Source organism: Actinoplanes sp. TBRC 11911, assembly GCF_012933445.1.
Lineage (GTDB): Bacteria > Actinomycetota > Actinomycetes > Mycobacteriales > Micromonosporaceae > Actinoplanes.
On record NZ_JABBNC010000005.1, the window covers coordinates 243,354 to 256,073 of the forward strand.

Annotated in this window: 9 protein-coding genes; 5 read left to right on the forward strand and 4 right to left on the reverse strand. The window is 71.1% G+C overall.

Features of this window, described 5'->3' with window-relative positions; all coding sequences use genetic code 11:
* Nucleotides 1-150 precede the first annotated feature (150 nt).
* Nucleotides 151-4,257 (forward strand): fibronectin type III domain-containing protein, encoded by a 4,107-nt coding sequence (locus HH310_RS10555; protein WP_169175268.1) that lies wholly within the window; start codon nucleotides 151-153, stop codon nucleotides 4,255-4,257.
* Between the two features lie 9 nt (nucleotides 4,258-4,266).
* Here HH310_RS10555 and HH310_RS10560 read toward each other — a convergent pair whose 3' ends face one another.
* Nucleotides 4,267-4,554, reverse strand: a complete 288-nt coding sequence (locus HH310_RS10560) for a GNAT family N-acetyltransferase (protein WP_169175269.1) — start codon at nucleotides 4,552-4,554, stop codon at nucleotides 4,267-4,269.
* Nucleotides 4,555-4,640: 86 nt separating this feature from the next.
* On the opposite strand from HH310_RS10560, the gene HH310_RS10565 reads away from it, so the two are divergent.
* Nucleotides 4,641-5,240 carry a hypothetical protein gene (locus HH310_RS10565; RefSeq protein WP_211191980.1) on the forward strand — a complete coding sequence of 200 codons (600 nt, stop codon included), beginning with the start codon at nucleotides 4,641-4,643 and terminating at the stop codon, nucleotides 5,238-5,240.
* 45 nt (nucleotides 5,241-5,285) lie between these two features.
* Here HH310_RS10565 and HH310_RS10570 read toward each other — a convergent pair whose 3' ends face one another.
* The 3 genes from HH310_RS10570 to HH310_RS10580 all read right to left on the reverse strand — a co-directional run bounded on the left by HH310_RS10570 (nucleotide 5,286) and on the right by HH310_RS10580 (nucleotide 7,705).
* Nucleotides 5,286-5,813, reverse strand: a complete 528-nt coding sequence (locus tag HH310_RS10570) for a DUF6036 family nucleotidyltransferase (protein WP_169175270.1) — start codon at nucleotides 5,811-5,813, stop codon at nucleotides 5,286-5,288.
* Complete coding sequence (locus HH310_RS10575) at nucleotides 5,810-6,190, reverse strand: hypothetical protein (protein ID WP_169175271.1); 381 nt, start codon at nucleotides 6,188-6,190, stop codon at nucleotides 5,810-5,812. Before HH310_RS10575 ends, HH310_RS10570 begins: the two co-directional genes overlap by 4 nt.
* Nucleotides 6,191-6,277: 87 nt before the next feature.
* Entirely contained in the window at nucleotides 6,278-7,705 is a 1,428-nt protein-coding gene (locus HH310_RS10580) for an MFS transporter (protein ID WP_169175272.1), read from the reverse strand.
* Nucleotides 7,706-7,811: 106 nt separating this feature from the next.
* Between HH310_RS10580 and HH310_RS10585 the strand changes: the two genes are divergently transcribed.
* The 3 genes from HH310_RS10585 to HH310_RS10595 all read left to right on the forward strand — a co-directional run bounded on the left by HH310_RS10585 (nucleotide 7,812) and on the right by HH310_RS10595 (nucleotide 12,720).
* Nucleotides 7,812-8,429 carry a TetR/AcrR family transcriptional regulator gene (locus HH310_RS10585; RefSeq protein ID WP_211191981.1) on the forward strand — a complete coding sequence of 206 codons (618 nt, stop codon included), beginning with the start codon at nucleotides 7,812-7,814 and terminating at the stop codon, nucleotides 8,427-8,429.
* Nucleotides 8,430-8,509: 80 nt separating this feature from the next.
* Nucleotides 8,510-11,644: a S8 family serine peptidase gene (locus HH310_RS45760; protein ID WP_211191982.1), complete on the forward strand. Its 3,135-nt coding sequence runs from the start codon at nucleotides 8,510-8,512 to the stop codon at nucleotides 11,642-11,644.
* A gap of 119 nt (nucleotides 11,645-11,763) precedes the next feature.
* Nucleotides 11,764-12,720 (forward strand): LysR family transcriptional regulator, encoded by a 957-nt coding sequence (locus tag HH310_RS10595; RefSeq protein WP_169175273.1) that lies wholly within the window; start codon nucleotides 11,764-11,766, stop codon nucleotides 12,718-12,720.

Below are 12,720 nucleotides of genomic sequence, written 5' to 3' on the forward strand. Positions count from 1 at the left end.
CCGCCCGGGTCGTCCCGCCAGGGATGACACCTGCGGGTACCGCGTGGAGGGCAGACTACGCCCCCGGTGGTAGTGAGGACGAAAAGGGCCTAAAACGGGCGGGGCTTTGCTTACGTTGAGTGAAAGTCACTGCCAGGTACAGGGGTCCCGATGCACATTCGTTCCGCGCGGCGGGTCATGGCCGTCCTTGCCTTGGCGCTGATCGCGAGCGGGTTTGTGTCGTGGGGGCCGGCGGCGCCCGCCCAGGCCGTCCCGCTTCCTCCCCTCCCCGTCGCGGGGTCGGATCCGTACGCGGACATCTACGTCATCAGCCAGTACTTGGTCGGGCCGGCAAAGCGCATCCCGGCCGGCGGCACCGCCTCCAGCATGGGCATCCCCATGCAGGAGCCGTACCAGCTGACGCGCACGCCCAGCGGGGTGATCTACATAGCCGAGTACGCGAGCGGGCAGCCGGGCGCCGGAAGCATCGAGCGGATCGCCGCGGACGGCACCCGGAGCACCTTCCTCGGCAACTTGACCGCTTCCATGGCGGTGAACGTCGACTCCACCGGCGCCGTCTACGCCGGCGGAGCAGGCTGGCTGATGAAGGTGGCCGGCGGGGTCCAGACTCCGATCACGGTGCCGGGCGGTGTCGTGGCGTACGGGATCGCGATCGATCCGAACGACAACGCCTACGTGACCGACAAGATCCGCAACCGCATCATCAAGGTGACCAGCGACGGCACCGTCAGCGTGTACGCCACCGGCATCACCGCGCCGATGGCCGTCGAGGCCGGCGCCGATGGCGTGCTCTACGTGTCGACGAACGGCCTCCGGATTCAGAAGATCACCCCGGGCGGCGTCGTCAGCGAGTTCGCCAAGCTGAGCAGTCCAGCCCTCGACCTGGCCCTGGACGGACGCGGCAACCTCTTCGCCGCGGACCCCCAGGCCGGAGCGGTGATCAAGTTCCCGCCCACGTTCGCGGGCGGCTACCTGCCCGGCCCCGCGGTCGTCACCGGCCTCGGCTGGCCGACCGGTATCGCCGTCGTTTCCACGCCGCCGCCGCCCGCCACCGTCACCGGCACGCCCGGCGCCAGCAAGGTGGCGGTCTCCTGGACCGCGTCGGCGACCTACAGCGGCGCGGCGGTCACCGACTACAAGGTGACGTCGAACCCGGAGAGCAAGACCTGCACCACGAACGGCGCCCTCACCTGCGACGTCGCCGGCCTGAGCCCGACCCAGGGGTACACGTTCACGGTCCAGGCCAGCAACGACCACGGGACGACCTGGTCCGAGCCCAGCCCGCCGTCCAGCTTGGCCGCACCGCTCACGCTCACCGCGCCGGCCGCGCCCGCGAGCCTTACCGTAACGCCGGCCAACGGCGGGCTCGATCTCAGCTTCCCGCCCGCGGCCGACGGCGGCAGTGCGATCCAGCGGTACGAGGTGTCGGTCGGTGCCGGGAACTGGACGACACTGCCCACCAGCGGCACCAATCCGCTCACGGCGACGGTCGGTAACCTCACGAACGGGATCTCGTACGGGATCGGGGTGCGCGCGGTCAACGCTGTCGGTGACGGCGCTGTGGTCACCGGGAGTGGCATTCCCCGTACGGTCCCGGGCGCGCCCGTCCTGCAGTCGGCCACCCGGGGTGACGGTTCGGCGGATCTGGTGATCGCGCCGCCGCTCGATGATGGTGGCAACGGGGTGTCCGGCTACGAATACACCACCGGCGGCAGCTGGAACGCCTTGACCACGAGCGCCGGGAGCGGCGGCACCCGGACTGCGACGATCACCGCCTTGGCCAACGGCACCTCGTACGGCGTGAAGGTGCGTGCGCTGAACCTCGCCGGGCCCGGCGCGGACAGCAACGCGCTGACGGTCACTCCGGCCACCACGCCGCGGAAGCCGACGCAGCTCGTGGCGACCCGGGGCGACACGGCCCTGGACCTGTCCTTCCTGCCGCCGGGCGATGTCGGCGGCGACGCGATCACCCGGTACGACGTGTCGACCGACGACGGCTCGCACTGGTCCACAATGTCCACCACGGCCGGTACCGGCGGCACCCGCACCGGCACGATCGGTGGGCTGATCAACGGCACGACCTATCCCGTACGCGTCCGGGCCGCGAACACGGTCGGCGACGGCGCGGCGAGTGACGCGATCACGGGCGTTCCCGCGACCACGCCCGCCGCGCCGACCGGGCTCTCGGTCAGTCCCGGCACCGGCGCCGTGACCGTCACCTTCACGCCGGGTGTGACCGGCGGCGACCCGGTGACGCGCTACGAGGTGTCCACCGGCTCGGCCGGCTGGGCGACGCTGCCCACCGCATCGGGCACCGGCGGCACGCTCACCGGTTCGTTCGGCGGCCTGGTGCCCGGCACGATTTATCCCGTACGCGTCCGCGCCGTGAACGGGGTCGGCGACGGTGCGGCCAGCGCGGCCGTCAATGGCAGCCCGTCGCCGGTCGTGCCCGGCGCCCCGACCGGACTGAGCGCGGCGGCAGCCTCCGCGGCGGCGGCGGTGACCTTCACGCCGCCCTCCTCCGACGGGGGCATGCCGATCTACGGTTACGAATACACGGTGGACAACGGCACGAGCTGGAAGCCGTTGCCGACCGCCGCCGGGGCGGGTGGCACCCGCACCGGCCGCGTCCCCGGATTGTCCAACAACGTCGCCTACACGGTGATGCTCCGGGCGCGCAACGACGTCGGCCCGGGAGATGCCTCGGCCGGTGCGTCGGTCACGCCGGCGGCGGTGCCGCCCGGTGCACCCGCCGGCGTCACCGCGGTGCGGGGTGCCGGTGCCGTGTCGCTGACCGTCACCCCGCCCACGAACACGGGCAGTGACCCGGTGACGGCGTACGAGTGGACCATCGACGACGGGTCGAGCTGGCACACGTTGACGACGGCCCCCTCGCGAACAGGCACGGTGACCGGGCTGACCAACGGCACGGCGTACACGTTCAAGGTGCGCGCCCGGACGGGCTCCGGCCCCGGTCCGGCCGGCGCCGGTGTCTCGGCGACCCCGGCGACCACACCGGACGCGCCGACGGTGTCCTCCGTCGCGTCCCTCGCCGGCGGCCTGGAGGTCGCCTTCACGCCGGGTGCGACCGGCGGCGACCCGATCACCGGGTATGAGATCTCCACCGATGACGGCGACAGCTGGCGGCCGCTCCCCGCGACGGCCGGCGTCGGCAGCGTCGGCAACCTGACCAACGGCACCACCTATCAGGTGCGGCTGCGCGCGGTGAACGGTGTCGGCCCCGGCGCCGGCTCGTCGGCACGGCCCGGCACCCCCTCCACCGTGCCCGGCGCTCCCGAGATCCGGGCGGCGGAGTCGCGCAACCGCGGGGCGACGATCTCGTTCCGCCCCGGCCCGGACGGCGGTGCCGAGGTCACCGGGTACGAAGTCAGCTCGAGCGACTCCTGGGCACCGGTCACCACGAATGCCGGCATCGGTGGCACCCGGGTGGCGACCGTCGCCGGGCTCGACAACGGCACCACGTACGCCTTCCGGCTGCGTGCGGTCAACGGCAGCGGTCCGGGCGCCGGCAGCGACCCGGTCGAGGTCACCGCGGGCCGCCCGCCGGCACCGGCCGCGGTGGTCGCCACGGCGGGCACATCGTCACTGGACGTGACCTGGACGCCCCCGGCCGACAACGGCGTGACGGTCACCGGCTACGTCGTGTACGCCGCTCCCGGCGACACGGCCTGCGAAGTGACCGCCGCGACGCGCCACTGCGTGCTCGGCGCCGTCGCCGGCACCCGGTACACCGCGGTCGTCGTGGCCCTCGGCGGCAACGTGCCGTCACCGCCGGCGTTGTCGAACGAGGTCATCCCGACAGCGCCTTTGGTGCCCGCCGGGCCGCCCACGACGAGGCTGCTTCTCACGACGGACAAGGGCGACATCACGACGGCCGCCCCCGGCGAGAACATCGTGGTGATCGGCAAGGGCTTCGCCCCGCGCTCCACCGTGCGGATCACGATCTACTCGGATCCGATCGTCCTGGGTCTAGCGGTGACCGACGCCGACGGCGCCTTCCGCAAGGCCGTGAGCGTGCCGGCGAGCCTCGGAACCGGCCAGCACTCGTTCGTCGCCACCGGCGTGGACCGGCACGGCAAGCCACGCGCGATGAAGCTGGTCGTGTCGGTTGGCGCCGCGCTCCTGCCCATCACCGGCGGGACGCCCCTGGCTCACGTCCTGGCCGGCCTGTGCTGGCTGCTGGCCGGGATCAGCCTGTGCTCGGCGGCCTGGTGGCTGGGCCGGCCGTGGTCCTGAACGGGCCGCCTACTTCACCTTGCGCGTCGAGCGGGCCAGGATCTTGTCGTACTCGTGGTGCTCGTCGAGCCAGCCGCTCAGGAACGGGCAGAGCGGCACGACCACCCGCCCCTTCGCCTTGGCGTCGTCCATCGCGGCGCGGGCGAGGGCGGTGTCGGCGCCTTCTTCGCCCTGGGTGTGCGTGTAGGCGATGATGTTGCCGGTCAGCTGGTAGGTGAGCACCCCGGCGAGCGCCCCGTCGTCATCGCGCGCCTCGAACCGCTCCCGCTCCGGCACGTCCACAACCGCAAAGTTCACCCGTCCATGGTGCCACCCGCTCCGGGCGCAGCGGGATCGCGTCGTACCTCGGCCGCAAGTCGGGCGACCTGGCCCACCCGCTCACGGTGCTGGAGGACTGCGGGCTCATCTCCCGCGAGCCGGACGTGTTCAAGGACAACCGCACCAAGTACCGGATCGCCGAACCGCTGGTCACCTTCTACCACTCGGTGATGCGTCCGATCCGGGCGGACCTGGAGCACACCCGCGACGCGAGCGGGCTCTGGCGGCGCAGCCAGCAGCGCTTCACCGGCAACGTGCTCGGCCCGCACCTCGAGCAGGTCTGCCGGCACTGGACGCGATACATGGCGCCGGACGAGACGTTCGGCGGCTATCCGAACCACGTCGGAAGCGGCACGGTCAACGATCCCGCGCGCAAAGCCTCGTACGAACTCGATGTGGTCGCGTTCGGCCTCGACGACGACAATCGCCGCCCGCTCCTGGCGATCGGCGAGGCCAAATGGGGCGAGACGATGGGCATGACCCACCTGGAGCGCCTGCGCCGGATCCGGACGCTGCTCGCCGCGCAGGGCCGGTACGGAGCGGAGACCGCGCGTTTGGCTTGCTACAGCGCAGCCGGTTTCCACGACGACCTGCTGCGAGCCGCCGAGCAGAACGACGACATCGTGCTCGTCAGCCCGGCGGACCTTTACTCCGACGCCCCTTGACGGACGGGAAGCCTGACAAGCCCCCGTACGGCGTGAACACCCGGCTCAATTCACGCCGAAGAGATCTTCGAGCATCGCCCTCGACCGGGACGGCAACGACTCTCCAGGGAAGAACCGATCACACAGTTCAAGGGCACCGTCGAGCGTGGCCACCCCGGTGATCTTCGCAAGCGTGCGCAGGTCGTCCTCGTCACGGCTTCGCGCGGCGAACGCCTTCATGGCAAAGACGTGTTCGGGCGAGGCGGCCATGACCCTGATGCCGGGGTGCTCGAACACCTCTCGTTTGCCGGCGTCGTGCTGTGCCGAGACGTAGGCGCTGGCCTGCTCGTTAAGCCACCAGGGCGGAAGGCCCATCGCTTGCGCGACGTTCCGGGCTTCCTCCAGCACGACGCCGTGCGGCACGAAGATCGCGTCCACGTCGCGGGTGACGCGATGGGCATCGTAGGCGAGCGCCATCGCGGCACCGCCGACGATGAACAGGTCGGCCACGACGCCACGCCGGGCCAGGCGGTCGCCGAGCGCTCCGAACGCGCGCTCCAGCTCAGCGCGACCGAGTAGGGCGTCGTCTGTCATGCGGCTTCGAGGTCGTGGGCGGAGAGATAGACGCCGTGCTTGCGGAACGCGGCAGGCGCCCACACGAGGGCCTCCATGCGTTTCGAGCGCAGCGACGAGGGGAACCACGGCGTCGCCAGGACCCTGGGCCTGGTCCACTCCGGTGGGGCGAGATCAAGCTGCGCGGCCAAGTGCTCGGCCAACGCCGCCAGCAGCACGTCCCAATTCTCTTCGCCGACCCGAGGTGGTTCCTCGTGGATAAGGATGCGCTGCTTGTCCGCCGGCTCCCAGCGGTATTCCTCGAGGAACTCCCAGACGTGCTTCCAACGGATCTTCTCGTCCGGGTGGCGCGCGAGGTGACGGGCGAGCTCGACCAGGGTCATCGGCTGGTAATCCATGATCCTCTGCCTCCCTCCCGCCCGCGGATAGCGTTCGCCCCGATGATACGGGGCCGCGGCAGGCGGGAAGCCTGCCGCGGCGAAGCGCTACTCCGTCACGGCGATCGCCGCCGGGCGCGGGATCACCAGCGCGATCAACGCCGCCCCCACCGCCGCCGCCGCGCAGATCACGAACAACAACCGATAGGCCCCCAGCGACGGCAACGCGAACCCGGCCAGGTCGATCGTCTGCGCCGCCAGGATCGCGCCGCCGATGGCGCTCGCCAGTGAGCTGCCCACGCTGCGGAACAACGAGTTCAACCCGTTCGCCGCGGCGAGTTCGGACCGGGGCGCCGCCTGCATGATCAGGCCGGGCATAGCGGCGTACGCGATCCCGGTGCCGGCGCCCGCGATCGTCGCACCGAGAACGACCTGCCACAGGCTGTCCGTCAGGACGATGCGGGTGGCGAAGCCGGCCGCGACGATCAGCGAGCCCACGATCAGCGCGGTGCGCGGCTTCAACCGGGCCGACACCGGGGAGAGCAGCAGCATGGAAAGACCACCGGGCAGCATGCAGAGGCCGCCGACCAGGATGGACTTGCCGAAACCGTAACCGGTGGCGACCGGCGCCTCGACGTAGGTGGCCGTGCCGATCAGCGTCGCGAACAGCGCGAAGCCCACGCACAGCGACGCCAGGTTGGTCAGCAGGATCGCGGGACGGGCCGTCGTGCGTACGTCGACAAGCGGCGACCTCAGACGCCGCTCGACCAGCACGAAGACGACGAGCAGGACCACCGCGAGAACCAGCAGGCCCAGCGTGAGCGGGCCGGTCCAGCCCCACGACGAGCCCTGCGCGAGGGGCAGCAGCAGCGCCAGCATCGCGCCGCCGAGCAGCACCGTCCCGATGATGTCCATGCGCCCGTGGGCCGACCGTTCCGGCGAAGGCACCAGCCACACGATCCCCGGAATGGCGAGAATGCCGCCGGCCACGCAGATCCAGAACAGCACGTGGTAGTCGGCGTACTGGGCGATGACCCCGGCCAGCGGCAGCCCGAGCGCGCCGCCGACGCCGAGCATCGCGCTGATCAGGGCGATGCCGGAACCGGAGTGCTCGCGCGGCAGGGTGACACCGACCAGGCTGATGCTCAGCGGGACGGTGGCGACCGAGATGCCGACCACCGAGCGACCCACGATCATCGTGCTGAGGTCGTGGGCGAAGGCGCAGATCAGCGAGCCGAGGACCAGGGCCGCGAGCGCGACGATGACCATGCGCCGGGTGCCGTAGAGGTCGCCCAACCGGCCGAACGCGGGCACCGCCACCGCGCCGACCAGCAGCGTCGAGGTGAGGATCCAGGCCGCGCCGTCGCCGGAGGCGTGCAGGTCGGTGCCGACCTCGCCGAGCACCGGCACCAGCAGCGACTGGGTCAGCGACACCATCAGGGCGCCGACGCCGATCACCAGCAGCACGATCAGCTGTTTGCCGGACCACGGCCCGGACCTGGTCGGCGCCGGCGGGGCGGCGACGGCTGAAGACATCGGCAGGCCTCTCACGAAAGGAAGTGGCATAATCTGCCACGAGGCAGAGAGTGCCACGACCCGGGGGCGGGCACCATCGCGTGAGACCGGGGTCACACACCTAGCATTGCCAGCGCAGGGAGGGAGCACGCCGATCGCCGGCCTGAGGGATCGCAAGAGGGAACGCAACCGCACGCTGACCGCGGAGACGGCGTGGCGGCTGTTCATCGAGCGCGGGTACGACAACGTGACCGTGGCCGACATCTGCGCGGCCGCGGAGATCGCACCGCGGACCTTTCACCGGTACTTCGCCAGCAAGGACGACGTCATCGCCGAGCCGGTCAAGGAGATGACCGCGATCGTCGCCCGGCACATGACGACCGCACCCGCGTCGGTGAGCGACCCCGAGGTGATCCTCCCGGCGATGCATGAGCTCGGCGCTTTCGTGGTGGAGCACGCGGACTGGCTGCGCGCGCTGAGCCGCGTGGTCGACCAGTCGGCGCACCTGCGGGCCACGCATCTGCGGGTCACGCCCGAGCGCGAGCAGGAGTTGCTGTCGCTGCGTCCGGGCGAGCCGGGGTGGCGCCGGCGGCTGATGTTCGCGTGCGCGACCGCGGCGTTCCGGATCTGGTACGAGGACTACCTGCGCGGCGCGTTCCCGGACGCACTGTCGCGTCTGGACGAGATGGTGTCCCTGGCGATCGCCGGATTCGTCGGCGCCGCAACAGATGATCATCAATCGTAATAGTTCCGGGACAGCTTGTTAACCGGTTCAGTGTTGGGTGTTGATCTATCTACATCCCTCGCTGTACCGGAAGGAGACTCGTGGTCCCCCACACGAGTTCCCGGCGCCTTTTCGCGGCGTCCGTCGTTCTCACCCTGACCATCAGCGGCGTCGCGCTCGGCGACCCCGCTTCGGCCGCTCCCCGTACGCCTCCACCCTCCACCCTTTCCCGTACGCCTCCGCCCTCCGCCGGACTGGGCGGCAGCCGCACGCCCGCGCCACTGACCGGCGGCGCTGCCGGACACGCCCAGCAGACCGCCAGGGCCTTGCCCGGCCACTACATCGTGCGGCTGAAGGAAAACCCGGTCGCCACGTACGCCGGTGGGACAGCCGGACTGGCCGCCACGAAGCCCGCCGCGGGTCAGCAACCGGAGCCGCACTCCCCCGCGGCGGAGAAGTACCGCAAGCACCTGGACGACGGCCAGTCGGCGGTGCTGGCGGCGGTCGGCGCGCGGGCGCGGCAGTCCTACACGACGGCGTTCAACGGCTTCGCGGCCCAGCTGACCTCGGCCCAGGCGACAAAGCTCGCCCAGGACCCGCGCGTGGCGGCGGTAACCGAGATGCACTTGTCCGAGGCCGACGCCGCAACACCAACGGGCGCGACCCCGACCCAGCCGACAGCCCAAACCCCAGCCCCCACTCAATCATCCGCCCTGATAAATCACGAAAAATCGGGAAATGAGGATGTCGGCGGCGCAAGCGGGACCAGCAGCGCAAGCGGCAACGGCAACGCAAGCGGGACCAGCAGCGCAAGCGGGAACGGCAGCGCCGGCGTCAACGGCAATGCCGGCGGGACCGGCAAGCCCGGCAAGGGCGCCGGCACCGTCATCGGCGTCATCGACACCGGGATCTGGCCGGAGAGCGCGTCCTTCGCCAAGAAAATGACCACCCCCGCCGGCTGGCACGGCACCTGCCAATCCGGCGACGGCTTCCCCGCCAGCGCCTGCAACGGCAAGATCCTCGGCGCCCGCTACTTCGCCGACGGCTACCTCGACGCGGTCGGCGAACTACCGGCCGGGGAGATTCTCTCGGCCCGCGACATGGAGGGCCACGGCACCCACACCGCCTCCACCGCGGCCGGCATCAAGGTCGACCACGCCGCCGTCCTGGGCCACGACTACGGCCGCATCGAAGGCGTCGCCCCCGACGCGCAGATCGCCGTCTACAAGGCCCTCTGGGGTGGCGCCGGCACCGACGCCGACCTGATCGCGGCGATCGACGCGGCGGTCGCGGACGGCGTGGACGTCATCAACTACTCGATCGGCGCGTCCTTCGGGGATTTCACGGCCAACTCGCCGATCGGTGATGCGTTCCTCAACGCGTACACGGCCGGGGTTTTCATCTCTGCCGCCGCGGGCAACGACGGCACCTCGGGCATGATCAGCAACGCCGAGCCGTGGGTGACGACGGTCGGTGCGGCGGTCGAGCGGCTCAACCCGGCGACCGTACGCCTGGGCGACGGCACCGCCCTGGTCGGCACCTCGATGGACCGCCTGCCGGACACCCGCACCAGGGACATCGTCTTCGGTGACACGGCCGGCTCGCTGGCGGACGGCGCGCAGTACTGCTGGGGCGGCACCCTCGACCCGGCGAAGATCAAGGGCAAGATCGTGGCCTGCGACTTCGACGACCCGTACGCGGCGGTGCAGGAGGTCAAGTCCAAGGGTGGCGCGGGTGTCGTGCTGTTCCAGTCGGGCGGCAACACCCGGCTGAACATCATCTACGACTTCCCGGCGATCTACCTGTGGAGCGAGGAGCAGGCCGGCGTCCTGTTCAACTACCTGTGGCGGCACCGGATCGGTAACGCCACCGCCTCGCTGCGCCTCGGCGGCAACTCCGACATCCAGGTCCCGAGCGTCGCGAGCCTTTCCTCGTACGGGCCGGATCAGGTGCACACGGGCCTGCAGAAGCCGGATCTCGTCGAGGACGGCGTCGATGTGATCGCCGCGGTCTCTCCGGTGGGCGACGGCGGGCGACTCTTCGACGCGTACTCGGGAACCTCGATGGCCGCCCCGCACGTCGCGGGAGAGGCGGCGCTGCTGAAGGCGGCGCACCCGGACTGGTCGCCCGGCGCGATCGCGTCGGCCCTGCGCACGACCGCAACCGACACCGAGACGACGTCGTCGCCGCTCAAGCAGGGCTCCGGGCTCCCCCACCCGGCCGAGGCGACGGACCCCGGCTTGGTGATCGAGCCGTCGGCGGCCGAGCTGACCGCGTTCGCGGCGGCCGGGGCGCCGGACGGCAAGGAGATCAACCTGCCGTCGATCGCGCTGCGCGAATACGACGGGACGAAGCCGGTCGTGGTCACCCGGCGGCTCACCAACGTCGGCACCCGGACGGAGACCTATCGGGCGAAAACCGAGGGTCTCGACGGCATGGACGTGACGGTCTCCCCGCGTACGTTCTCGATCCGTCCCGGAAAGACCCAGACCGTGACCATTCGCCTCGCCCGCGGGTCGGCCACCTGGGACCGCTACACCACCGGCTCGCTGGTCTTCGCCGGCGACGAGCACCGGGTCCGGCTCACCGTGGCGGCGCGGCCGTGGGGCTTCACGCCGCGACCGTACGACGACACCGGCATCGAGTTCGGCCGCACCGGTGGCCAGGGCTCCGGCTACCTGCAGCCCGGGTTCACCGGCCCGCTGACCGGACGCACCAGCGGCTACACCCCGGTCGTCTGGACCGCCAAGCAGGTCAGCACCACGGTCTCCGGCGGGGTCTTCTCCCCCGGCGGTGAGGGCGTGCAGGGCACCCGCATCGTCGTCCCGAAGGGCACCGCCGGCGCGATCATCCAGACCACGACGACGGACGAGAACAGCAATTTCGACCTGTACGTGTACAAAGACGGCAAGCAGGTCGACTTCAGCGCGGCGTTCTGGCACAGCAACGAGCGGGTCGTGCTGTTCTTCCCGGAGCCGGGCGTCTACACCGCGTATGTGCACGCGCAGGTCGCCAGCGCGGCGACGGTGGCGTACCAGCTGGGCGTCACGGTCATCCCCGTCGACGCCCGTTATGGCAACGCGGCACTGGACGTCACGCCGACCGTGACCCGCGGCGGGTCCGGCACCGTCACGCTCACCCCGACGAAGCCGCTGCCGGACGTCGAGAACTGGGCGTACACCGAGTTCACCACCGGCCGGGACGTGGTGCCCGGACTGTTGATCAGCTCGCGATGACCGGGTGGGCGCGTCCTGGCCAAGCGCCGGACGCGCCCTCCCAGGTCCCCGCGATAGATTGCGGGTGTAGCGCGCGTCACGTTTCTGCACAGGGGGTTCGTCATGGCGGTTCGCGGCTAGTGACCCCGACTCAGTTGCGCGCGTACTCGACGGTGGTCCGCCTCGGCTCGGTCAAACACGCCGCGGCCGAGCTGGAGGTCTCCGAGGCGGCCGTCTCCCTGCACATCGGGCAGCTGCGCCGTGAGCTGGGCGACCAGCTCTTCACCCGGACGTCGGCCGGGCTCGCCTTCACCCCCGGCGGGCTGCGGCTGGCATCGCGCGCCGCCGAGATGCTGGGCCTGCAGGACATCACCGTGCTCGAGGTCAGCGCCGCCGGTCGCGGTCGCCGCCTGCTGCGGGTGGGCGCGTCCAGCCTGTTCGCCGAGCACGCGGCGCCCGGCCTGATCGAGCTGTTCGCGGGCCGGGCCGCCGACCTGGACGTGGAGCTCAGCGTCCGCGATCCCGGCGCGTTCCCGGCGTTGCTGCTGGGCCGCGCCATCGACATCGCGATCGGTTCGCAGCCCGCTGTCCTCGACCCGGCATTGCGGTCGCGCCCCATCATGAACTACCGCTTGGTGGTGGTCGCGGCCCCCAAACACCCGCTTGCCGCCGTACGCCCGTCCGCCGGCCAGTTGCGGGACCAGACCTGGCTTCTGGGCCCGTCCGCGACCGCCGACATGGGTGCGGTGCCGTCGTTGTTGCGGCGTCTGGGCGTACCGGAGGAACGCCAGCAGATCTTCCAGAGCCATGCGGCAGCCCTCGAGGAGGCGAAACGTGGCCGTGGGGTGGCGCCCGCGCTGTCGTTCACCGTGGCGCCGTCGGTCCGGACGGGCCAGTTGGTGCAGCTGGCCGGCCCGAACGCGTCCATCGAGGCGACCTGGTACGCGTTGTCGCTGGCCGAACAGGGCACCCCGTCGGCGGCCGCGGAACTGGCCCGGTTCGCGTCGACGCCGCGGGCGATCCAGGCGATGATGCGCGGCTCCGGCGTTAACGTTGGTCACTTCCGCCCATCGGTGCACGTGACGCTCTGGAGCTAG